19 protein-coding genes are annotated in these 22,004 nt (G+C 60.9%); 14 read left to right on the plus strand and 5 right to left on the minus strand.

Annotated elements, in window-relative coordinates; translation table 11 throughout:
• The first annotated feature begins 103 nt into the window (after window positions 1-103).
• From bioF to K9857_RS22065, 10 genes are all read left to right on the plus strand, one after another.
• Window positions 104-1,282: an 8-amino-7-oxononanoate synthase gene (gene bioF, locus K9857_RS22020; protein ID WP_224539261.1), complete on the plus strand. Its 1,179-nt coding sequence runs from the start codon at window positions 104-106 to the stop codon at window positions 1,280-1,282.
• Window positions 1,275-2,006 (plus strand): alpha/beta fold hydrolase, encoded by a 732-nt coding sequence (locus tag K9857_RS22025; RefSeq protein ID WP_224539264.1) that lies wholly within the window; start codon window positions 1,275-1,277, stop codon window positions 2,004-2,006. The genes bioF and K9857_RS22025 overlap by 8 nt, the downstream gene beginning before the upstream one ends.
• Complete coding sequence (gene bioC, locus K9857_RS22030; RefSeq protein ID WP_224539267.1) at window positions 1,999-2,811, plus strand: malonyl-ACP O-methyltransferase BioC; 813 nt, start codon at window positions 1,999-2,001, stop codon at window positions 2,809-2,811. Before K9857_RS22025 ends, bioC begins: the two co-directional genes overlap by 8 nt.
• The gene (gene bioD, locus K9857_RS22035; protein ID WP_224539270.1) at window positions 2,808-3,488 is read left to right on the plus strand and encodes a dethiobiotin synthase; all 681 of its coding nucleotides are present in this window, start codon (window positions 2,808-2,810) and stop codon (window positions 3,486-3,488) included. The genes bioC and bioD overlap by 4 nt, the downstream gene beginning before the upstream one ends.
• 108 nt (window positions 3,489-3,596) lie before the next feature.
• On the plus strand, window positions 3,597-3,893 hold the full coding sequence (locus K9857_RS22040) for a pyrroloquinoline quinone biosynthesis protein PqqE (RefSeq protein WP_224539272.1): 297 nt from the start codon (window positions 3,597-3,599) through the stop codon (window positions 3,891-3,893).
• Window positions 3,894-4,171: 278 nt separating this feature from the next.
• Entirely contained in the window at window positions 4,172-5,977 is a 1,806-nt protein-coding gene (locus K9857_RS22045) for a phenylacyl-CoA dehydrogenase (RefSeq protein WP_224539274.1), read from the plus strand.
• A 733-nt stretch (window positions 5,978-6,710) separates the two neighbouring features.
• Complete coding sequence (locus tag K9857_RS22050) at window positions 6,711-8,795, plus strand: cytochrome-c peroxidase (protein WP_411961596.1); 2,085 nt, start codon at window positions 6,711-6,713, stop codon at window positions 8,793-8,795.
• Between the two features lie 149 nt (window positions 8,796-8,944).
• Entirely contained in the window at window positions 8,945-10,237 is a 1,293-nt protein-coding gene (locus tag K9857_RS22055; RefSeq protein ID WP_224539278.1) for a GGDEF domain-containing protein, read from the plus strand.
• A gap of 86 nt (window positions 10,238-10,323) precedes the next feature.
• A complete protein-coding gene (locus K9857_RS22060) occupies window positions 10,324-12,120 on the plus strand; it encodes an acyl-CoA dehydrogenase C-terminal domain-containing protein (RefSeq protein ID WP_224539280.1) in 1,797 nt (598 codons plus the stop codon).
• A 202-nt stretch (window positions 12,121-12,322) separates the two neighbouring features.
• Window positions 12,323-14,101, plus strand: a complete 1,779-nt coding sequence (locus tag K9857_RS22065) for an acyl-CoA dehydrogenase C-terminal domain-containing protein (RefSeq protein WP_224539282.1) — start codon at window positions 12,323-12,325, stop codon at window positions 14,099-14,101.
• Between the two features lie 234 nt (window positions 14,102-14,335).
• Here K9857_RS22065 and K9857_RS22070 read toward each other — a convergent pair whose 3' ends face one another.
• Entirely contained in the window at window positions 14,336-15,247 is a 912-nt protein-coding gene (locus K9857_RS22070; RefSeq protein ID WP_224539285.1) for a LysR family transcriptional regulator, read from the minus strand.
• 168 nt (window positions 15,248-15,415) lie between these two features.
• Here K9857_RS22070 and K9857_RS22075 point away from each other — a divergent pair, with 168 nt between their 5' ends.
• From K9857_RS22075 to K9857_RS22090, 4 genes are all read left to right on the plus strand, one after another.
• Window positions 15,416-16,699 carry an aspartate aminotransferase family protein gene (locus K9857_RS22075; RefSeq protein ID WP_224539287.1) on the plus strand — a complete coding sequence of 428 codons (1,284 nt, stop codon included), beginning with the start codon at window positions 15,416-15,418 and terminating at the stop codon, window positions 16,697-16,699.
• A gap of 250 nt (window positions 16,700-16,949) precedes the next feature.
• Window positions 16,950-17,306: a type II toxin-antitoxin system RelE/ParE family toxin gene (locus tag K9857_RS22080; RefSeq protein WP_224539298.1), complete on the plus strand. Its 357-nt coding sequence runs from the start codon at window positions 16,950-16,952 to the stop codon at window positions 17,304-17,306.
• Window positions 17,299-17,619 (plus strand): helix-turn-helix domain-containing protein, encoded by a 321-nt coding sequence (locus K9857_RS22085; protein ID WP_224539289.1) that lies wholly within the window; start codon window positions 17,299-17,301, stop codon window positions 17,617-17,619. Before K9857_RS22080 ends, K9857_RS22085 begins: the two co-directional genes overlap by 8 nt.
• Before the next feature lie 84 nt (window positions 17,620-17,703).
• Entirely contained in the window at window positions 17,704-17,862 is a 159-nt protein-coding gene (locus K9857_RS22090) for a YqaE/Pmp3 family membrane protein (protein WP_003228885.1), read from the plus strand.
• A 140-nt stretch (window positions 17,863-18,002) separates the two neighbouring features.
• On the opposite strand, the gene K9857_RS22095 is transcribed toward K9857_RS22090, so the two are convergent.
• Genes K9857_RS22095 through pqqC form a run of 4 tightly spaced genes read right to left on the minus strand, consistent with a single transcriptional unit; the run spans window position 18,003 to window position 21,966 of the window.
• Window positions 18,003-19,829, minus strand: coding sequence for an alpha/beta hydrolase family protein (locus K9857_RS22095; RefSeq protein WP_224539292.1), 1,827 nt, complete (start codon window positions 19,827-19,829; stop codon window positions 18,003-18,005).
• Window positions 19,795-20,949 carry a pyrroloquinoline quinone biosynthesis protein PqqE gene (gene pqqE / locus K9857_RS22100; protein ID WP_224539300.1) on the minus strand — a complete coding sequence of 385 codons (1,155 nt, stop codon included), beginning with the start codon at window positions 20,947-20,949 and terminating at the stop codon, window positions 19,795-19,797. Before pqqE ends, K9857_RS22095 begins: the two co-directional genes overlap by 35 nt.
• On the minus strand, window positions 20,942-21,217 hold the full coding sequence (pqqD, locus tag K9857_RS22105) for a pyrroloquinoline quinone biosynthesis peptide chaperone PqqD (protein ID WP_224539294.1): 276 nt from the start codon (window positions 21,215-21,217) through the stop codon (window positions 20,942-20,944). The genes pqqE and pqqD overlap by 8 nt, the downstream gene beginning before the upstream one ends.
• Window positions 21,214-21,966, minus strand: coding sequence for a pyrroloquinoline-quinone synthase PqqC (gene pqqC, locus K9857_RS22110; RefSeq protein WP_224539296.1), 753 nt, complete (start codon window positions 21,964-21,966; stop codon window positions 21,214-21,216). Before pqqC ends, pqqD begins: the two co-directional genes overlap by 4 nt.
• Window positions 21,967-22,004: the final 38 nt, after the last annotated feature.

Consider the following 22,004-nt stretch of genomic DNA (forward strand, 5'->3'; position numbering starts at 1 on the left):
TGTCGACTGACACACCGCTTTCGCGAGCAAGCCGAATCGTCGCACCGCCGCTCCCACAGGGTCTGTGCTCACCTTGAGTTGTGTGATCTTGTCCGAGGCCTGCATGTCTTTCGATCTCGCCGCACGCCTGGCTGCCCGTCGTGCCGAAAACCTCTACCGCCAACGACCCCTGCTCGAAAGCCCGCAAGGCCCCGAGGTGGTGGTCGATGGCAAGCCGTTGCTGGCCTTCTGCAACAACGATTACCTGGGCCTGGCCAATCACCCGCAAGTGATAGAAGCCTGGCGCGCTGGCGCTGAAAAATGGGGTGTCGGTGGCGGGGCTTCGCATTTGGTGATCGGTCACAGCACCCCTCACCACGCGTTGGAAGAAGCGCTGGCCGACCTCACCGGTCGCCCGCGGGTGCTGCTGTTCACCACCGGCTACATGGCCAACCTCGGCGCGGTTACCGCGCTGGTCGGGCAGGGCGATACGGTGCTCGAAGACCGCCTCAATCACGCCTCGCTGCTCGATGCCGGTCTGTTGTCCGGCGCGCGTTTCAGTCGCTATCTGCACAACGATGCGGCAAGCCTGTCCTCGCGTCTGGAGAAAGCCACCGGCAATACCCTGGTGGTCACCGACGGCGTGTTCAGCATGGACGGCGACATCGCCGATCTGCCGGCACTGGCCCGGGAAGCCAAGGCCAAGGGCGCGTGGCTGATGGTCGACGATGCCCACGGCTTCGGCCCTTTGGGTGCAAACGGCGGCGGCTGCGTCGAGCATTTCGGCCTGGGCATGGACGATGTGCCGGTGCTGGTCGGCACCCTCGGCAAGGCATTCGGTACGGCCGGTGCTTTTGTCGCCGGCAGCGAAGAGCTGATCGAAACCCTGATCCAGTTCGCCCGTCCCTACATCTACACCACCAGCCAGCCGCCGGCCCTGGCCTGCGCCACGCTGAAAAGCCTGGAACTGCTGCGCAGCGAGCATTGGCGTCGCGAGCATTTGCAGTCGCTGATTCGTCAGTTCCGCCACGGCGCCGAACAGATCGGTCTGGAATTGATGGACAGCTTCACGCCGATCCAGCCGATCATGATCGGTGACGCCGGGCGTGCGGTGCGCCTGTCGCAGATGCTGCGCGAGCGCGGCCTGATGGTGACCGCGATCCGCCCGCCGACCGTACCCGCCGGCAGCGCCCGCTTGCGCGTGACCCTGACCGCCGCCCACAGCGAAGCGCAGGTGCAGCTATTGTTAGAAGGACTGGCCGATTGTTTTAAACAACTTGGACCGGAGCCAAACGATGCGTGATCGACTGATTCTGTTGCCCGGTTGGGGCCTCGGAATTTCCCCACTGGAGCCACTGGCGGCGGCCCTGCAAGGCCTGGACGAACATCTGCGGGTGGAAATCGAGCCGTTGCCGGAGCTGGAGTCGAGCGATCCTGAAGAATGGCTCGATGAACTCGACTCGACGATCCCCCAGGACGCCTGGCTCGGCGGCTGGTCCCTGGGCGGCATGCTCGCCTCGCAACTGGCGGCCCGTCGTGGTGATCGTTGCTGCGGCTTGCTGACCCTGGCGAGCAATGCGTCCTTCGTCAGCCACGAGCAGTGGCCGAGTGCGATGCCTGGCGAAACTTTCGATGCCTTTCTGGCCGGCTGCGCCGCTGACCCGCGCACGACCCTCAAACGCTTTTCGCTGCTGTGTGCACAAGGCGCCGAAGATTCGCGCGGATTGTCGCGGCTGATGCTCGGCGGTGCGCCCAACAGTCCGGCCCCGGCCTTGGTGAGCGGGCTGCAAGTGCTCGCCCAACTCGATACCCGACAGGCCTTGCAGGCTTTTCGCGGTCCGCAGTTGCACCTGTTTGCCGGCCTCGATGGCCTGGTACCCGCCGAAGCGGCTGGTGACCTGCTGGCGCTGCTGCCGGATGTAGAAATCGGTCTGATTGAACAGGCCAGCCACGCGTTCCTGCTGGAAGACCCCCACGGTGTGGCGGGGGCGATCCACGCTTTCTTGCATGAGTCCGGCGATGACTGATTTATCCAATCCCCAGCTTCTAGGCGGCTTGCCCGACAAGCGTCAGGTAGCGGCATCCTTTTCTCGCGCGGCATCGAGCTACGACAGCGTGGCCGAGTTGCAGCGTGATGTCGGCAGCCAGTTGCTGAGCCGCTTGCCGGAAGATTTCGTGCCGGGACGCTGGCTGGACCTTGGCTGTGGCACCGGGCATTTCAGCCGTGCGCTGGCTGAGCGTTTCCCCGAGGGACAAGGACTGGCGCTGGACATCGCCGAAGGCATGCTCAATCACGCACGGCCACTGGGTGGCGCCACGCACTTCATCGCCGGCGATGCCGAGCGTTTGCCGCTGCACGATGCGACCTGCGATCTGATCTTCTCCAGCCTCGCCGTGCAGTGGTGCGCCGACTTCGCCAGCGTGCTCAGCGAAGCCCATCGCGTGCTCAAGCCTGGCGGAATCTTTGCATTTGCTAGTCTGTGCGTGGGCACGTTGTTTGAACTGCGTGACAGCTGGCGGCAGGTGGACGGCATGGTGCATGTCAACCGCTTCCGCGAGTTCGCGATGTATCAACAGTTGTGCGCGGCCAGCGGCTTGCAGGCGATCAGTCTGCAGACCCGGCCCCACGTGCTGCATTACCCGGATGTGCGCAGCCTGACCCATGAACTCAAGGCGTTGGGCGCGCATAACATCAATCCTGGACGGCCGGGCGGACTGACTGGCCGGGCGCGGATTCTGGGGTTGATTGAGGCTTACGAGCAGTTTCGTCAGGCCCAGGGCCTGCCGGCGACTTATCAGGTTGTGTACGCCGTTATGGAGAAACCCTTATGAGCGCAGCCTATTTCATCACCGGCACCGATACCGATGTCGGCAAGACCACAGTAGCGGCAGGTTTGCTACATGCCGCGCGGTCGGCGGGCCTGAGCACGGCGGCGGGCAAACCGGTGGCTTCCGGTTGCGACGTGACGCCCAAGGGCCTGCGCAACTCGGACGCGCTGGCGCTGCTGGCGGAATGTTCGTTGCCGCTGACTTATGCACAGGTCAACCCGGTGGCCTTCGAGCCGGCCATCGCTCCGCATCTGGCGGCGCGGGAGGCAGGCGTGGCGCTGACGGTGCAGTCGCTTTTGACCCCGATGCGGCAGATTCTCGACATGCAGGCCGATTTCACCCTGATCGAAGGCGCTGGTGGCTGGCGCGTGCCCCTGGCCGATCAGGACAATCTGTCTGATCTGGCGATGGCGTTGGGGCTGCCGGTGATTCTGGTGGTCGGCGTGCGCCTGGGTTGCATCAGTCATGCGTTGCTGACCGCCGAGGCGATTGCCCGGGACGGTTTGCAGCTGGCGGGCTGGGTGGCCAACATCATCGATCCGAAGACTTCGCGCCTTGAAGAAAACCTTGCGACTTTGGCCGAACGCATCCCGGCGCCGTGCCTGGGAAGAGTGCCTAAACTCAAGGGCGTCACGCCGGAAGCGGTGGCCGAACATCTGCAGCTGGACCTGCTTGATTAAATTTTGCCTATGGCAAAAGCACTGTGCCATTAGTGTTTTTGACGGGCCTTTAAGTCTCAGGTCTGGTTCAATGGGCGCTGTTGATCCTCCACAAGGACGAGTTCTCCCATGGAAATCTCAGGAAGCACCGCTTTTTATGCCGGTCTGAGCACCATTCAGACAGGGCAGAACCGCGTTGATCAAGCCGCCGGCCAGATCGCCAACAACACTATCGAACGTTCGATCACCAGCCAGTCCTCCGAGGTTCAGGCCGAGCGCCTGCGTTCGACCGATCGCAGCCAGCAATCGGACGTGACCGGCAACATGGTGGAAATGGCCCAGGGCAAGTTTCAGGTGGAATTGGGGGCGAAAGTCGCCAAGGCTTCCGATGAAGTGCTCGGTACGCTGATCGATACCTTCGCCTGACTCATTCGCTGAACCTGCACCGCTGACGCCGCGAATCTTCGCGGCGTTTTTCATCGTAAGTCCTTATTTGCAAACTACTCTTTGTTTAATGACGTGCTGCTCGGGCAACGACGTTGCGTGCCCGTGCGCCTTGTTTGGCGCGCAGGCGATGACGAGCGGCAAAAGATCGACGCTTGACAAGGGTTAGGCGTAAACGTATGTTTCAAACAACTGTTTGACCGTCATAACAATCCAACACGGTCGCTCATTCCCGGTTACATCAGCAGAGGTTTATCGCTATGCCTGACTACAAGGCCCCCTTGCGTGATATTCGCTTCGTTCGTGACGAACTGCTTGGCTATGAAGCGCATTATCAGAGCCTTCCAGCTTGCGCGGAGGCAACTCCGGACATGGTTGACGCCATTCTCGAAGAAGGCGCCAAGTTCTGTGAGCAGGTACTGGCTCCGCTGAACCGCGTGGGCGACCTTGAAGGCTGCACCTGGAGCGAGTCCGGCGTTAAGACCCCGACTGGTTTCAAAGAGGCCTACAAGCAATTCGTCGAAGGCGGCTGGCCAAGCCTGGCCCACGACGTCGAGCATGGCGGTCAAGGTTTGCCTGAGTCGCTGGGCCTTGCTGTGAGCGAAATGGTCGGCGAAGCCAACTGGTCCTGGGGCATGTACCCGGGCCTGTCCCACGGTGCGATGAACACCATCTCCGAGCACGGCACCCCTGAGCAGCAAGAGGCTTACCTGACCAAGCTGGTCTCGGGTGAGTGGACCGGCACCATGTGCCTGACCGAACCGCACTGCGGCACCGACCTGGGCATGCTGCGCACCAAGGCCGAACCTCAGGCCGACGGTTCCTACAAGGTTTCCGGCACCAAGATCTTCATCTCGGCCGGTGAACACGACATGGCCGACAACATCGTCCACATCGTGCTGGCCCGCCTGCCGGATGCACCGGCAGGCACCAAAGGCATCTCGCTGTTCATCGTGCCCAAGTTCATGCCGAACGCAGACGGCACTGTCGGTGCACGCAACGCCGTGTCCTGTGGTTCCCTGGAACACAAGATGGGCATCCACGGCAACGCCACCTGCGTGATGAACTTCGACGAGGCCACCGGTTTCCTGATCGGCCCGGCGAACAAAGGCCTGAACTGCATGTTCACCTTCATGAACACCGCACGCCTGGGTACCGCACTGCAGGGTCTGGCCCACGCCGAAATCGGCTTCCAGGGCGGCCTGAAATACGCTCGCGATCGCCTGCAAATGCGCTCGCTGACTGGCCCGAAAGCGCCGGACAAAGCCGCTGACCCGATCATCGTGCACCCGGACGTTCGCCGCATGCTGTTGACCATGAAGGCGTTCGCCGAAGGCAACCGCGCGATGGTGTACTTCACCGCCAAGCAGGTCGACATCGTCAAATACGGTGTGGACGAAGAAGAGAAGAAGAAAGCCGACGCACTGCTGGCCTTCATGACTCCGATCGCCAAGGCCTTCATGACCGAAGTCGGTTTCGAATCGGCCAACCACGGCGTGCAGATCTACGGCGGCCACGGCTTCATCGCCGAGTGGGGCATGGAGCAGAACGTTCGCGACAGCCGCATTTCGATGCTGTACGAAGGCACCACCGGCATCCAGGCGTTGGACCTGCTGGGCCGTAAAGTGCTGATGACTCAGGGCGAGGCTCTGAAAGGCTTCACCAAGATCGTGCACAAGTTCTGCCAGACCAACGAAGGCAACGAAGCCGTCAAGGAATTCGTCGCACCGCTGGCTGCACTGAACAAGGAATGGGGCGAGCTGACCATGAAGGTCGGTATGGCTGCCATGAAGGATCGCGAAGAAGTCGGCGCGGCGTCCGTGGATTACCTGATGTACTCCGGTTACGCCTGCCTGGCTTACTTCTGGGCCGACATGGCGCGTCTGGCTGCCGAGAAACTGGCTGCCGGCACCAGCGACGAGGCGTTCTACACCGCCAAGCTGCAGACCGCGCGCTTCTACTTCCAGCGCATCCTGCCGCGTACCCGCACTCACGTTGCAACCATGCTGTCGGGCGCCAACAACCTGATGGACATGAAAGAAGAAGACTTCGCACTGGGCTACTAAGCCTTAACGCAGTTCTTCAACAAAAACGCCGCTCTCTCAAGAGCGGCGTTTTTTTTTTGCTTTCCTGTCGGGACGGGCTTGGTCGCGATGGAAGTCAGCGATAGCGCGGGTGTCCTGATAAAAAGCGTTGCCTGTTAGTTCATCGCGAGCAAGCTCGCTCCTACAGGTTTTTCGTTGTTTATATAAATGACGCGCAGCGTTAGTTATTGAAGTGGGAATAAGCACTCCAGTTAATGATCCTTTGGTGGAAGTTATTGCTTTAACTAGTCAAGAGGTTTTCTTGAGATTTGCAATTGTTTTGCCAACTCCGCTTCGAATGTCGCATGCGGCCTTCGGCCCCTTGCCTATAGGCTTTTGTGGGGGTTTTTACCCAGTTATGGGGGTGTTCAATCCCCGAAGTTGCGGTAATTAACGAGAGGCGGAATCATCAAATAAAATTTGTAAAAATATGCTGCTGAAATCTTTTGTAACGACTACAGTGCAATCAAGCGTCGCCGCAGAGCGACGAGCCAATACTTATAGCCAACGATTAGCGAGCACTTCGCCAGTGTCGCCGTGCCTTGCACCCGATAACTTCGTTTGGAGTTGTCGCGAGCGCGTGCAGAAAGATGTCTGGTCATGAATCCATCTCGCGATAGTTAACCGGAGCCTGGCAACTCCGCCTTGAACCGGGAGAAAGATCATGGCCAATCATTCGCGAATCCTGCGTACCATCCCTCTGGCTTGCGCGCTCATGAGCGGGCTTACGCTGAACTTCGCGTTCGCGGCTGACCCGCCGGGAACGGTTGAACCTCCCGTGCCGGAAGTCACCAGCCTGCAATCGTTGCGCGGCATGACGCCTCCTGACCCCTCGGGCACCGAAGGGGGGCGCAAGGTCGACCTGATGACCGACTACGTGCTCAATCGCTCGGCGGCGATCCTGCTGGGCAAGGCGCTGTTCTGGGACATGGAAGTGGGCAGTGACAGCTCCACCGCCTGCGCGTCCTGCCACTATCACGCCGGGGTCGATCACCGCACTACCAACCAGATCAACCCGGGCCAGGCCACCACTCACGCCAACGTCGCGTCGATTTTCAACAAGCCTTTCACCGCCTCCGAAATTCCCGGTGACGTACCGTCCTACGCCACCAAATCCGGGGGTAAAGGCGGACCAAACTATCTGCTGAAAAAAGCCGACTTCCCGACCCATGTGCTGTCGAATCCGCAGGATCGCAACTCGCCCATCGTCTATTCCAGCGATGACGTGATCGGCTCCCAAGGGGTGTTCGACGCCAACTTCGTCAAGCCCAACCAGCCGCGTTTCGACAAGTGCACCCAGCAGCCGGACGGGATCTTTCAGGTTGGCGGCATCAATGTGCGGCGCAGCACCGGGCGCAACGCGCCGTCGGTGATCAACGCGGCGTTCAATGTGCGCAACTTCTGGGATGGCCGGGCCAACTACGTGTTCAACGGCTTCTCGCCCTTCGGCAACCGTGACCCGGATGCCGGGATCTATGTGACCAAGGACAGCAGCGGCGTGGCCCAGAAGGTACGCCTGGCGCTCAACGATGCCTCCGCCGCTTCCCAGGCGGTCGGGCCTCCCGGCAGTGCGGTGGAAATGTCCTGCGGCGGGCGCACCTTTGCCGACATCGGCCGGCGCATGCTCGACACGCTGATGCTCAAGCAGCAGCGGATCTCGTCCACCGACTCGGTGCTCGGCCCGGTGTCCGGTGCTCGTCGACCAACCTATCGCGAGCTGATCAAGAACGCGTTCCAGCCACGGCTGTGGAACGCCACTCAGCAGGTGCTTGTGGGCGGCGCGCCGTACACCCAGATGGAGGCCAACTTCCCGCTGTTCTTCGGCCTGGCGATCCAGATGTATGAAGCCACGCTGGTGTCCGACCAGGCGCCGCTGGATGCCTATCTGAACGGCGATCAGACAGCCATGAACGTGCAGCAGGTGCAGGGCATGAATCTGTTCCTGGGCAAGGGCAAGTGCGTCAATTGCCACGGCGGCGCGGAGCTGACCAATGCCGCCAGCCGCTTGCAGTTCCACCCTCGCGAACGCATCGAGCGGATGGTCATGGCGGACGGCCTGACCACCCTCTATGACAACGGCTTCTACAACACCGGCGTACGTCCGACCTCCGAAGATCTGGCAGTCGGCGGGACGGATGCCTGGGGCAACCCGCTGTCCTTCACCCGTGAGTACAACACCCAACTGCAGGGCGGGAATATTCCGGACTCGCTGGACATCGATGTCTGCACCTTCGAGGCGCCGTTGAGCGCGGTGATCCCCTGCGATGCGACGCTCAAACCCAACGTCAACTTCCGTGACTCGGTCGATGGCGCGTTCAAGACCCCGACACTGCGCAACATCGCGCTGACCGGTCCCTACTTCCACAACGGCAGCCGCGCCACGCTGCAACAGGTCATGGAGTTCTACAACCGCGGCGGCGACCGGCGTGGCGAAGATGCCAGCAACACCAGCGGCTTCGAGCACCCGGCGGTCAATCAGCACAACGGCTCCAACCTGGATCCGGACATGTCGCCACTGAACCTGACTCAGGATGAGATCGATGCCCTGGTGAAATTCATGGAGGTCGGCCTGACCGATCCGCGGGTGGCGTGGGAGCGGGCACCGTTCGATCATCCGTCGCTGGTGCTGGCACAGGGTGCGAAGGGCGATGAAAACGCTGTCGTTCAAAAACCGGTCAGCCCGAAGATCACCACTCGCCAGGCCCAGGACGCCGAATTCCAGCTCAAACCTATCGGCGCCGAAGGTCGCCCGGCGCTGGAAGGACCACTGCAACCGTTCAATAACGACCTGCCACAATAAATTTCCCTTTACGTCACTGGCGGTCGATGGTCGCCAGTGACGCTTTTTTTCACAAATGCCTCACTTATTCACTCAGCAATTGCGGACCTCTGCCGTTACAGTAGTTGGCACATTGCCATCTATTGATCTGATGGGTAGGAGTTTTACCCTTGCCGCGTCCTTCCGCTGTACGTTTCAGTCATTTCCTGCCGTCTCTGCTGCTGTTGCTGGCGGGGCTTGCCGCCGCCTACGTCAAGGATCTCAACGTCTTCTTCACCTCGTTGTTCAACGTGCTGCCGACCTTGGTGCTGCTGCTCGGCGGTGCTTATTGCGCGGTCTATCGCCGTCAGCGCGAACTGTTTCTGATGGTCACGGTGTACACCGCTTATTTCCTGCTCGACACCCAGACCGACTTCTACCGCGACAACGGCAAGGTGCGCGAAGACGCCGCCGTGGTTTTCCATTTGTGTTGCCTGTTGTTGCCGCTGCTGTTCGGGATTTTCGCTGCCTGGCAGGAACGAACGCACCTGTTCCAGGACATGGTCGCGCGTTTCGCGGTGTTGCTGGCGGTGGGAAGCGTGGCGCTGGGGCTGGAGCAGAGTTACCCGCAGGCATTGCTGATGTGGCTGTCGGAGATCCGCTGGCCGGCCTTGCATGGCGCCTGGATGAGCCTGATTCAGCTGTCTTATCCGGTGTTCATCGCGGCCTTCCTGCTGCTGGCCTGGCAGTACTGGCGCAATCCCCGGCCTCTGCACGCCGCGCAGCTTGTCGGGTTGCTCGGGCTGTTCTGGATGCTGCCGAAAACTTTCATCCTGCCGTTCACCCTGAACATCATGTGCAGCCAGGTGATGTTGATGATCGCCGCAGCCGTTGCCCATGAGGCCTATCAGATGGCGTTCCGCGACGAGCTCACCGGAATCCCCGGCCGCCGTGCATTGAACGAACGCATGCAGCGCCTTGGACGCACCTATGTGCTGGCGATGAGTGACGTCGACCACTTCAAGAAATTCAACGATACCCATGGCCACGATGTCGGTGACCAGGTGCTGCGACTGGTGGCCAGCAAACTGTCGAAGATCGGTGGCGGCGGCAAGGCGTATCGCTATGGCGGCGAGGAGTTCGCCCTGGTGTTTGCCGGCAAGACGCTGGAAGAGTGCATGCCGCATCTGGAGGTGATCCGCGAGTCCATCGCCACCTACCTGATTCACCTGCGCAATCAGGAGAACCGTCCGCAGGATGACAACCAGGGGCGTCAGCGGCGTACCGGCTCTGCGGCTTCCAGCGTGTCGGTCACCGTCAGCATCGGCGTTGCCGAGCGGATCGAACAGCGCACGCCGGAAGAAGTGCTCAAGTCCGCCGACCAGGCGCTCTACAGCGCGAAGGGCGCGGGGCGTAACTGCGTGATGGCGTTCGGGCAGACGCGGCGCGGCGCCGTGCGAATGGATGCCGCTACGGCTGAGTGATGATGGCGCATTCAGCGTCTGGACTGTGATTGTGGGGCGTGGTTGCCAGCAGTAGGTTGGAAAAATCTGCCGACGGAGAAACGACCATGCCCGAGTACAAAGCTCCCCTGCGCGACATGCGCTTTCTGATCGACCACGTCTTCGACTTTCACAGCAGCTACGCCACGCTGGGGGCCAATGACGCCAGCCCGGACATGATCGGCGCGATCCTCGAGGAAGGCGCGAAGTTCTGCGAAAACGTGCTGTCGCCCCTCAACCGCAGTGGCGATGAAGAGGGCTGCCATTTCGATAACGGCGTGGTGACCACACCGGCCGGTTTCAAACAGGCTTTCGCACAGTATGTCGAGGGCGGCTGGCACGGGCTGGCGGCCGATCCGGCTTACGGCGGTCAGGGTTTGCCGAGTTCACTGGGGCTGGTGATCAGCGAAATGGTCGCTTCCAGCAACACCTCATGGGGCATGTACCCCGGCCTGACCCACGGCGCCATGTCGGCCATCCACGCCCACGGTACCGAAGAACAGAAACTGACTTACCTGAGCAAACTCACCGCCGGTCAGTGGACCGGCACCATGTGCCTGACAGAGGCCCATTGCGGCACCGATCTGGGCATCATCAAGACCCGCGCCGTGCCTCAGGCTGACGGCAGCTACGCGATCACCGGCAGCAAGATTTTCATCTCCGCCGGCGAGCACGACATGAGCGACAACATCATTCACTTGGTGCTGGCCAAACTGCCGGATGCACCGGCGGGCACCAAGGGCATTTCGCTGTTCATCGTGCCCAAGTTCCTGCCCGACGCCGCGGGAGACGCCGGGGAGCGCAATGGCGTGTCCTGCGGTTCCATCGAACACAAGATGGGCATCAAGGCGTCGGCCACCTGCGTGCTGAACTTCGACGGGGCCAAGGGCTTTTTGATCGGTGAAGCGAACAAGGGCCTGAACTGCATGTTCACCATGATGAACCACGCGCGGCTGGGCACCGGCATGCAGGGCTTGTGCCTGGGCGAGGCGAGCTTTCAGGGGGCGATCAAGTACGCCAACGAGCGCTTGCAGATGCGCGCGCTGACCGGCCCGAAAGCCCCGGAAAAAGCCGCCGACCCGATCATCGTCCATCCCGACGTGCGGCGGATGCTGCTGACCATGAAAGCCTTCAACGAAGGCAACCGCGCATTGACCTATTTCACCGCGCAGCTGTTGGACGTCGCCCATCTGAGTGCGGACGAAACGGCCCGTCAGGAAGCCGAAGACCTGTTGGCGTTCCTCACGCCGATCTGCAAGGCGTTCATGACCGAAACCGGCCTGGAAGTGACCAACCACGGCATGCAGGTGTTTGGCGGCCACGGCTTCATTCGTGAATGGGGCATGGAGCAGTTGGTGCGCGATTGCCGTATCGCACCAATCTATGAAGGCACCAACGGCATTCAGGCGCTGGACCTGCTGGGGCGCAAAGTCCTGGGCAGCCAGGGCAAGTTGCTGCGCGGCTTCACCAAGATCGTGCACAAGTTCTGCCTGGCCAATGCCGGTCACCCGCAACTGGCGCCGTATGTGGCGCAGCTCAACGAGCTGAATCGGCAGTGGGGCGAGGTGACCACCGGGATCGGCATGGCCGCGATGAAAAATCCCGACGAAGTCGGTGCCGCGTCGGTGGATTACCTGATGTTCAGCGGCTACATCATCCTTGGCTACCTGTGGTTGAGGATGGCGCTGGTGGCGCAGGCGCAGTTGGACGACGGCAGCGGCGATGCGGATTTCTGCCGCGGCAAACTGGCGACCAGCGAGTTCTACTTCAAGCGACTGTTGCCGCGCACCGCAGCGCATCGGGCGGCCATCGAGGCGGGCAGTGATTGCCTGATGCAGTTGCCGGCGGAGTTGTTTGCCCTTTAAGCAGTTGATGTTTGTAAAGATCGCAGCCTGCGGCAGTTCCTAAAGGATTTTGCTGTCGTGGGCTGCGATTTCTGCTGATGACTAAAAATAACAAAACAGTCATGTGTCGACCCTATGTGTCGCAAAAGTTGTTGGGGTACACTCGGCCCCATCGTTAATACCCTTCCTGTGAATACCTGTATTAGATCTTGCGAGGTTTGCCATGGCTGACTACAAAGCGCCCCTGCGCGATATGCGCTTCGTCCTCAATGAAGTCTTCGAGGTCGCCAAACTCTGGGCCGAGTTGCCGGCGTTGGCCGATACCGTCGACGCCGAAACCGTTGAAGCCATTCTCGAAGAGGCCGGCAAGGTCACCAGCAAAAGCATCGCGCCCCTGAGCCGCGCGGCTGACGAAGAGGGTTGCCACTGGGCCGAAGGTGCCGTCACCACGCCGGCCGGTTTTCCACAGGCCTATCAGACTTATGCCGAAGGCGGCTGGGTCGGTGTCGGCGGCGATCCGGCCTACGGCGGCATGGGCATGCCCAAGGCGGTGTCGGCCCAGGTCGAAGAGATGGTCAACTCCGCGAGCCTGTCGTTCGGCCTGTACCCGATGCTCACCGCCGGTGCCTGCCTGTCGATCAACGCCCACGCCAGCGAAGAGTTGAAATCGGCTTACCTGCCGAACATGTACGCCGGTATCTGGGCCGGTTCCATGTGCCTGACCGAGCCGCACGCCGGCACTGACTTGGGAATCATCCGCACCAAGGCCGAGCCTCAGGCCGATGGTTCCTACAAGGTCAGCGGCACAAAGATTTTCATCACCGGCGGTGAGCACGACCTGACCGAAAACATCATCCACCTGGTACTGGCCAAACTGCCGGATGCACCGGCGGGTCCGAAAGGCATTTCGCTGTTCCTGGTGCCGAAGTTCCTGGTCAATGCCGATGGCAGTCTGGGCGCGCGCAACCCGGCCAACTGCGGTTCGATCGAACACAAGATGGGCATCCAGGCGTCCGCGACCTGTGTGATGAACTTCGACGAAGCTGTGGGTTACCTGGTCGGCGAGCCGAACAAGGGCCTGGCGGCGATGTTCACTATGATGAACTACGAGCGTCTGGGTGTTGGGATTCAGGGCCTGGCCAGCGGCGAGCGTTCTTATCAGAACGCCATCGAGTACGCCCGCGACCGCCTGCAGAGCCGTTCCCCGACCGGCGCGCAGAACAAGGACAAGGTGGCCGACCCGATCATCGTCCACCCGGACGTGCGTCGCATGTTGTTGACCATGAAAGCCTCGAACGAAGGCGGCCGTGCGTTCTCCACCTACGTGGCCATGCAACTGGATACCGCGAAGTTCAGCGAAGACGCCGCAACGCGCAAGCGCGCGGAAGATCTGGTCGCCCTGTTGACCCCGGTGGCCAAGGCGTTCCTGACCGATCTGGGCCTGGAAACCACGGTTCACGGTCAGCAAGTGTTCGGCGGTCACGGCTACATCCGTGAGTGGGGCCAGGAGCAACTGGTGCGCGACGTGCGTATCACCCAGATCTACGAAGGCACCAACGGCATTCAGGCGCTGGATCTGGTGGGGCGCAAGGTGGTGGGCAGCGGCGGGGCGTTCTACAAGCTGTTCGCCGACGAGATCCGTCACTTCACCGCAACTGCCAGCGCTGATCTCGCCGAGTTCACCAAGCCGCTGAACGATGCGGTGACTACTCTCGACGAACTGACCGCCTGGTTGCTGGACCGTGCGAAAGCCAACCCGAACGAGATCGGCGCGGCGTCGGTGGAGTACCTGCAAGCGTTCGGCTACACCGCGTATGCCTACATGTGGGCGTTGATGGCCAAGGCGGCGTTGGGCAAAGAGGCGCAGGAGGATTTCTACGCGAGCAAACTGGGCACGGCGCGGTTCTATTTCGCCCGCCTGCTGCCGCGGATTCATTCCCTGAGTGCGTCGGTGAAGGCCGGTAGCGAGTCGCTGTTCCTGTTGGATGCAGCGCAATTCTGAGGATGTAACGTCATGTAAGCATTCTCTTACATGACGTAATGCTTTTCTCCCATAGTAGCCAATTGGATCCACGGCTAATCTACTTCACATGGACGTAGCGCAGGAAGCGCAAAGCAACAACACGGACACGTAGGATTCTGCCAGGGCGGCGGAGTGAAATGGATGTCAGGGAAACAGTCTGCAAAACCCCGCTTCGGCGGGGTTTTCTTATGCCTGCGAAAAAGTCTTCAGCGTTCAGGCGCGCGATTCAAGGCGGTCGTCCGGCCGATTCATCACCTCCTCAAGCAAGTTACGCAGCAAGGCCATCGATGCCTGTTGCCGTTGCACATCCCGACACACCAGCCCGACTTTCAATGGCACCCGTGGCTCGGTCAGTGGTTTCCACAGCAGTTCCTTATTGCCGTGTGCCTTTTGTGAGCGGCCGGGCAGTACGGTGGCCAATTGCGTGTGCGGCAGGCTGCCGAGAATCCCGGCCATGTTGTTCAGCTCGGCTTGCACCTGGGGTCGACGGCCCAGGTTCGTCAGTTGCGCCTGCCAGATCTGCCGCACCTGAAACTCTTCGCCCAACAGCAGCATCGGCAGCTCGGCAGCCTGGCTCATGGAGACTTTCTTGAACTCCCGCAACGGATGATCCGCCGGGATGACAAGGGTCAGTTCATCCTCGTACAGCATCACGCCATGCAGCCCCGGTTGCCGCGGCGGCAGGTAGCTGATGCCGATATCCAGCGAGCCATTGAGCAGCCGGCGTTCGATGTCCAGTCCCGACAACTCGTAGATCTGCACCACCAGATGCGGCTGCTCCTGACGCAGGCGTTCGAGCATTTGCGGCACCAGGCTGGTGTGCACGGTCTGCAAAACGCCGATGGCCAGGGTGCGCAGCGCCTGGCCCTTGAAGTTGCCCAGTGCTTCGCGCGCTCGTTGCAGACCGTCGAGCAAGGGCAGGGCGTGGTTATAGAGGGTATGGGCAGCGAGGGTCGGCAACAGGCGTTTGCTGCTGCGTTCGAAGAGGCTGACGTCCAGGGTCTGTTCCAGATGACGGATCTGCTGGGACAACGCCGGCTGGGAGATGGACAGGCGTTCGGCGGCGCGACCGACGTGGCCTTCTTCATACACCGCGACGAAATAGCGGAGTTGCTTGAAATCCATAAGAGATACTTATCGAAAATGCTCGCAAATCGAAATGGCTCAGCGCCTTGTCTGAGCCTAGTCTAACCGTAATCACATGGCTTACAGGGCCACAGAGCGCGATGAATACCGTTTGTTTCGATGGTGTTTACATAGGCAAGACAAAAATCGGCAACGAGGGCTGAGCCAATGAACCTGTTCAGCCTGCGTCGTCATTCGCCGAGTCTGGATGATCTGGTGGCGGATGCTTCTTTTCCCTCCGGGCATGACAACCTTTCCAGCGAATGCCTGATGCCCAGTGTCGAGCGGCCGGAACAGGTGTTCGTCCGTGGCCAGGGTTCCTGGTTGTGGGACAGCGAAGACCGCGCTTATCTGGATTTCTCTCAAGGGGGCGGGGCCAACAGCCTCGGCCACAGCCCCAAGGCCATGGTCGATGCAATCACCGCGCAGGCCCAGTCGCTGATCAATCCGGGTTTCGGCCTGCATAACCGCGGCATGCTCAACCTCGCCGAGCGCCTGTGCAGCAGCACCGGCAGTGATCAGGCGCATCTGCTCAACACCGGCAGCGAGGCCTGTGAGGCAGCGATCAAGCTGGCGCGTAAATGGGGTCAACAGCATCGCGGTGGCGCATCGCGGATTATCGTTGCCAGCAATGCCTGTCACGGGCGCAGCATCGCGACGATTTCAGCGTCGGACAGTTCGGCGCAGATCAACCGTTTCGAGCCGCAGCTTCCGGGGTTCAGCCACGTGCCGTTCAACGATCTGCCGGCGCTGCATGCGGCGGTGGATGAGCGGACGGTGGCGATCCTGCTCGAGCCGATCCAGAGCGAAGCCGGGGTGATCCCGGCCACGGCGCACTACCTAAAGGGTGTCGAACGCCTGTGCCGCGAACTGGGCATCCTGCTGATCCTCGACGAAGTGCAAACCGGCATCGGTCGCTGCGGCACCCTGCTCGCGGAACAGTCCTACGGCATCCGCGCCGATATCCTCGTGCTCGGCAAAGGGCTGGGTGGTGGTGTGCCGGTGGCGGCATTGCTGGCGCGGGGCAAGGCCTGCTGTTTCGACGTGGGCGAAATGAGCGGCACTCATCATGGCAACGCATTGATGGCCGCTGCCGGCCTGGCCGTGCTCGACAGCGTGCAGGACAAGGCGTTTCTGCAACATGTCGCCGAGACCGGCCAGCACCTGCGCGAAGGTCTGCAGCGCCTGTCCCATCGCTACGGCCACGGAGAGTTGCGCGGCCAAGGCCTGCTCTGGGGCCTGACCCTGTCCGACGATTGCGCCGACGCCGTGGTCAAGGCCGCACTCTACGAAGGCCTGCTGCTCAACGCCCCGCAACCCGACTGCCTGCGCTTCACCCCGGCACTGACCGTCAGCAAGGCCAACATAGACGAAATGCTCCTGCGCCTGGCCCGCGCCTTTTCCCGAGTGCGCACCGCGCAAGTGCAGTGCCGAAAAGGCATCGCCGTCTGAGCTGACAGCCTGCCCCCAACACCCGAACCGTCTCGCGGTATAACGCACGCCCCATGCCTGATTCTTTTGGCGTGGGGCGTTTTTTTGTGGCCGGGTTTTGCAAAAGGCAATTTCGGCTTGAGTGGTTGGGGGAAAAATGGCTTTTTAGCGGAGCGTCGGCAAGGAGCGTCGGTGCCATCGCAACAATTTTGTTGTTGTGATGCCTTTGAGTTCTATACCACTGGGTGGTATGTTTTTGGAAGGGATGCCAATGTTACCGAGGCTGTTCAAGACAAAACGTTTTGCAATGCAGGCGGCGAAGGCGTGGATCGGTGATGACGAGCTTCGAGAAGCGTTCGCCGAGATGCTCAAGGGGCAGGCGGTGGATCTCGGTGGAGGGGTCTGGAAGAAGCGTTTGAATGCCAATCGGCATCGGTCGATTGTTTTGGCCAAAGGTGGAGGTTGCTGGGTTTACCAATACCTTTATGCCAAGAAAGACCTGAGCAATATCACCCATGCCGACTTGCTGGGGTTCCGAAAAATGGTGAAGTTCTATCAGGAACTGACAGAGTGGCAAGTTCAGTACTTGCTGGATACGAAGGATTTAATGGAGATATTCCATGAGTAAAAAATTCAAAAGTGAAGCATTAGAGTCGGTCCACGAATCCGCCAGTGCGTTATATGCCATCGGAGCCATCAGCAAGGCGACCATGCGCGAATTCGATGAGTCATGTCTGGCTACGGTTCCGGATGAAATCTCACCAGAACAGATCAAGGCTCTGCGCGAGCGCAACAATGTCAGTCAGCCTGTATTCGCCCGCTACCTGAACACCAGCCCCTCCACCGTCAAACAATGGGAAGCAGGGGATAAACACCCCAGTGGCATGGCGTTGAAGTTGTTGAGCATCGTTCAGAAACATGGCCTGGAAATTCTGGCCTGATTCACTTGGCTGAACCCTCACCCACCGCGCAGGTCGATTGCATGTATGGCTTGCACAAGCCGACTTCAATCAGGAGCTGAACCCATGGATTTCATTCGCATCATCATCGCCATTCTCTTGCCGCCGCTGGGTGTGTTTCTGCAAGTGGGATTTGGCGGGGCGTTCTGGCTGAATATTCTTTTGACGCTGTGCGGTTACATTCCGGGGATCGTGCATGCGGTTTACATCATCGCCAAGCGTTGAGGTTGGCGGGGCCTGATAGATCGCTATCGCGAGCAGGCTCGCTCCCACATTGAATCTTCAGTGACCACAACAAGTGAGCACATCCGAGATCAATTGTGGGAGCGAGCCTGCTCGCGATTGGCGCACCACAATTTCCGGCATCAATCTCCCTGCTCCATCACCCGCCGATAAAACAACCACTCCTGCTCCAGCGCATGGGCCTGATTGCCGGCCTGGCGGAAGCCATGGCGCTCTTCGGCGTAGTAATGTGCCTCGACCAGAATCCCGTTGTTCAGCAACGCGTCGACCATGTCCCGGGTCTGCTGTGGCACGACAACGGCGTCCAGTTCCCCTTGAAAGAAGATCATCGGCACACGAATGTTGCTCGCGTGCAGTAGCGGTGTTCGTGAGGCGTAGCGCTCTGCGTCTTTTACGGGGTCGCCGATCAGCCAGTCCAGGTAATCGCTCTCGAATTTGTGGGTGGCCCGGCCCAGCGCCACAGGGTCGCTGACGCCATAGAGGCTGGCGCCGGCGCGGAAAACATTGTGGAAGGCCAGCGCGCACAGCGTGGTGTATCCCCCGGCGCTGCCGCCGCGGATGAAGGCTTTTTCGCCGTCGATCAGGCCGCGTTCGGCCAGGTGCCTGACCACCGCGCAAGCATCTTCGACATCGACGTCTCCCCAACTCAAATGCAAGGCCTGTCGATAGTCGCGGCCATAGCCGCTGCTGCCACGGTAGTTCAGATCGGCCACGGCGAATCCGCGCTGTGCCCAGTACTGGATGCGCGGATCGAACATCGGATAGCACGCCGAGGTCGGGCCGCCGTGGATGAACACCACCAGCGGCGGTTGCGCATCGCCGGTCATTGCCGGGTAGAAGAAGCCGTGAGCCTCGCTCGCGCCGCTGGGGTAGCGCAGGGTTTGCGGACGGCTGATCTGCTCGGCGGGCAGTGGCGCGATACCACCGGCCAGCACCTTGATCTGCCGGCTCTGGCGATCAATGGCAATTACTGCTGAAGAGCTGATGGGTGATGCGGCAATGCAGTAAATGAAACGCTCATCCAGGGCGAGGCTGCGAAAGCGGCTGTAGTCGCCGGCGAATTCTTCATACGTGGCACCACACAATCCCAGTCGCCCAAAACCGCCTTCGGTCCAACTCGCCAAATAGCGGCCTTCACTCAGCGGCAACCAGGTGCAGCCACCGAGTTGCCAGGGCGCGGGGCCATGGTCGGCTGCCTTGCTCGGTAAAGGGCTCAGACCGTTTTCCGACTCCATCCAGGGCTGCCAGTAGCCGCCACGATCGGTCAGGCAGAACAACCGGCCGCTGGCATCAAATCGAGGTTGTTGCAGAGATTCCTGCCCGTCATCGCCGGCCATGCAGCGGGCGGGTCCGAAGTCACCGTCATCGAGACCTTCGGCAACCATCAAGCGGGTCGCGGTCCACGGCTGATCCGGGCGACTCCATTCGATCCAGGCCAAGCGTTTTGCATCAAGACTGAGGGTCGGGGCGGCGTAGAAGTCAGCTCCTTCGACCAGCAGATGACGCTTGCCGTCAGCCAGATCGATAGCCACCAGTCGATGCCGATCGCGGTTCTCCTCGACCGCCAACACCTGACCATTGGCGAACTGCAAATCACCGTAACGACACACACCGCTGGTGAGCACTTCGGGCGTGTCGCTATTCAGTGATTGCCGATACAGCTGCTGGTCGGCCTCGTTGACGAAAACCACACCGTCGCCTGTCAGACAAAACGCCCCACCGCCATATTCGTACACCCGACTGCGCACGCTGAAGCCCAGCGGTGTCAGACATTTCGCTACGCTGTCGCGCCAATGCCAGATACGACAGGCCGCGTCCTCCGGTCGATATTCGTTCCAGAACAGGCCCAGGGGGCCTGCCTGCAATTCGGCGAAATCGATGCCGGCGGCCACGGCCCTGGCGGCAGTCAAGGGTTCAGCTTTTGGCGATGAGGCGTGAATTTCGTTCATTGCGAAAGGCCAGTTGTTCGATGGACTGAGTGGCGTGCTCGGCCTCTTCGCGGGCGTTGAGGATCACGTCGTGATGATGCGATTTGCTGCACACCGGGTCCGCATTGCTCGCGTCACCGGTGAGCATGAAGGCCTGGCAGCGACAGCCGCCGAAGTCTTTTTCCTTCTCGTCGCAGGAACGGCAGGGCTCGGGCATCCAGTTGTAACCACGGAAGCGGTTGAAGCCGAACGAGTCGTACCAGATGTGTTGCATGCTGTGGTCGCGCACGTTGGGAAACTGCACCGGCAGCTGTCGGGCGCCGTGACAGGGCAGTGCGGTTCCGTCCGGTGTCACTGTCAGAAAAATACTGCCCCAGCCATTCATGCAGGCCTTCGGACGTTCTTCATAGTAGTCCGGCGTGACGAAGATCAGCTTGCACGGATGGCCCTGGGCTTCGAGTTTGGCGCGGTATTCGTTGGTGATGCGTTCGGCGCGCACCAGTTGCTCCCGGGTCGGCAGCAGCCCCACGCGGTTGAGCTGGGCCCAGCCGTAGAACTGGCAGGTGGCGAGTTCGACGAAGTCCGCTTCGAGGGCGATGCACAGTTCGATGATGCGGTCGATTTTGTCGATGTTGTGCCGATGGGTGACGAAGTTCAGCACCATCGGATAGCCGTGGGCTTTGACCGCGCGGGCCATTTCCAGCTTCTGCGCAAAGGCCTTTTTCGAACCGGCCAGCAGGTTGTTCACTTGCTCGTCGCTGGCCTGGAAACTGATCTGGATATGGTCCAGGCCAGCCTTCTTGAAATCGCTGATTTTCTGCTCGGTCAGACCGATGCCGGAGGTGATCAGGTTGGTGTAGAACCCCAGCTTGCGCGCCTCGGCAATCAGCTCGGCGAGGTCCTGGCGCACCAGCGGCTCGCCACCGGAAAAGCCGAGTTGCGCGGCGCCCATTTCCCGGGCTTCGCGAAACACCTTGATCCACTGTTCGGTGCTTAACTCTTTGCCTTGCCCGGCGAAATCCAGCGGGTTGGAACAGTACGGACATTGCAGTGGGCAACGGTAGGTCAGCTCGGCGAGCAGCCACAGCGGCAGGCCGATTTCCGGTTTGGGCGGTAACTTGTCCGACGCGCAATCAGGCAAGTTCGATCCAGTGCTGAGCACGGGCGACCTCCATGAATTGCTCGATGTCGTCACCCAGTTCCTGCACGCCGGGGAACTGCTTGTCGAGTTCACCAATGATCGCGGCGACATCGCGTTCGCCGTCGATCAGGCCGCCGATCAGCGCGGCGCTTTCATTGAGTTTGATCATGCCTTCCGGATACAGCAGCACGTGGCCTTTCTGGGCCGGTTCGTACTGGAAGCGGTAGCCAGGACGCCAGCTCGGGGTCATGCTGCGATCGAAACTCATAGGCTGATTCCTTTGTGCCAGACCCGTTGCCCGGTCACGCTGTGATAGGGCGGGCGGTTCAGTTCGTAGGCCATGCTCATGGCGTCGAGCATGCTCCAGAGAATGTCGAGTTTGAACTGGAGAATCTCCAGCATGCGCTCCTGACCTTCGCGTGTCTTGTAGTGTTCAAGGGTGATCGAAAGACCGTGCTCGACATCGCGCCGGGCCTGGCCCAGGCGGGTGCGGAAATACTCGTAGCCAGCGGGGTCGATCCACGGGTAATGCTGCGGCCAGCTGTCCAGGCGCGACTGGTGGATCTGCGGCGCGAACAGTTCGGTCAGCGAGCTGCTGGCGGCTTCCTGCCAACTGGCGCGGCGCGCGAAGTTGACGTAGGCGTCCACGGCGAAGCGCACGCCGGGCAGCACCAGTTCCTGGGAGCGCAGTTGATCGGGGTCCAGACCGACCGCCTGGCCCAGGCGCAACCAGGCTTCGATGCCGCCGTCTTCACCCGGCGCGCCATCGTGATCGAGCAGGCGCTGAATCCACTCACGACGGATTTCGCGGTCGGGGCAGTTGGCGAGGATCGCGGCGTCCTTGAGCGGGATGTTCACCTGATAGTAGAAGCGGTTTGCGACCCAGCCCTGGATCTGCTCGCGGGTGGCCCGGCCTTCGTACATCGTCACATGGTAGGGGTGGTGGATGTGGTAGTAGGCGCCCTTGGCGCGCAGGGCCTGCTCGAATTCGGCGGGGGACATTGGGGTGTCGGTCATTGCTTTTCTCCGGGGCAAACCGATGGATTCGCGGTGGC

The sequence above is a fragment of the Pseudomonas sp. REP124 genome (genome assembly GCF_020164475.1).
Lineage (GTDB): Bacteria > Pseudomonadota > Gammaproteobacteria > Pseudomonadales > Pseudomonadaceae > Aquipseudomonas.

What these genes read in the sequence shown, in the direction of transcription:
- K9857_RS22050 (WP_411961596.1), top strand. Translation starts at nt 6,711, where the DNA reads ATGAGCGGGCTTACGCTGAACTTCGCGTTCGCGGCTGACCCGCCGGGA.
- K9857_RS22095 (WP_224539292.1), bottom strand. Translation starts at nt 19,829, where the DNA reads ATGAACGAAATTCACGCCTCATCGCCAAAAGCTGAACCCTTGACTGCC.
- bioF (WP_224539261.1), top strand. Translation starts at nt 104, where the DNA reads ATGTCTTTCGATCTCGCCGCACGCCTGGCTGCCCGTCGTGCCGAAAAC.
- K9857_RS22040 (WP_224539272.1), top strand. Translation starts at nt 3,597, where the DNA reads ATGGAAATCTCAGGAAGCACCGCTTTTTATGCCGGTCTGAGCACCATT.
- K9857_RS22090 (WP_003228885.1), top strand. Translation starts at nt 17,704, where the DNA reads ATGGATTTCATTCGCATCATCATCGCCATTCTCTTGCCGCCGCTGGGT.
- K9857_RS22085 (WP_224539289.1), top strand. Translation starts at nt 17,299, where the DNA reads ATGAGTAAAAAATTCAAAAGTGAAGCATTAGAGTCGGTCCACGAATCC.
- bioC (WP_224539267.1), top strand. Translation starts at nt 1,999, where the DNA reads ATGACTGATTTATCCAATCCCCAGCTTCTAGGCGGCTTGCCCGACAAG.
- K9857_RS22060 (WP_224539280.1), top strand. Translation starts at nt 10,324, where the DNA reads ATGCCCGAGTACAAAGCTCCCCTGCGCGACATGCGCTTTCTGATCGAC.
- K9857_RS22065 (WP_224539282.1), top strand. Translation starts at nt 12,323, where the DNA reads ATGGCTGACTACAAAGCGCCCCTGCGCGATATGCGCTTCGTCCTCAAT.
- K9857_RS22025 (WP_224539264.1), top strand. Translation starts at nt 1,275, where the DNA reads ATGCGTGATCGACTGATTCTGTTGCCCGGTTGGGGCCTCGGAATTTCC.
- K9857_RS22075 (WP_224539287.1), top strand. Translation starts at nt 15,416, where the DNA reads ATGAACCTGTTCAGCCTGCGTCGTCATTCGCCGAGTCTGGATGATCTG.
- bioD (WP_224539270.1), top strand. Translation starts at nt 2,808, where the DNA reads ATGAGCGCAGCCTATTTCATCACCGGCACCGATACCGATGTCGGCAAG.
- K9857_RS22070 (WP_224539285.1), bottom strand. Translation starts at nt 15,247, where the DNA reads ATGGATTTCAAGCAACTCCGCTATTTCGTCGCGGTGTATGAAGAAGGC.
- pqqD (WP_224539294.1), bottom strand. Translation starts at nt 21,217, where the DNA reads ATGAGTTTCGATCGCAGCATGACCCCGAGCTGGCGTCCTGGCTACCGC.
- K9857_RS22080 (WP_224539298.1), top strand. Translation starts at nt 16,950, where the DNA reads ATGTTACCGAGGCTGTTCAAGACAAAACGTTTTGCAATGCAGGCGGCG.
- pqqC (WP_224539296.1), bottom strand. Translation starts at nt 21,966, where the DNA reads ATGACCGACACCCCAATGTCCCCCGCCGAATTCGAGCAGGCCCTGCGC.
- K9857_RS22045 (WP_224539274.1), top strand. Translation starts at nt 4,172, where the DNA reads ATGCCTGACTACAAGGCCCCCTTGCGTGATATTCGCTTCGTTCGTGAC.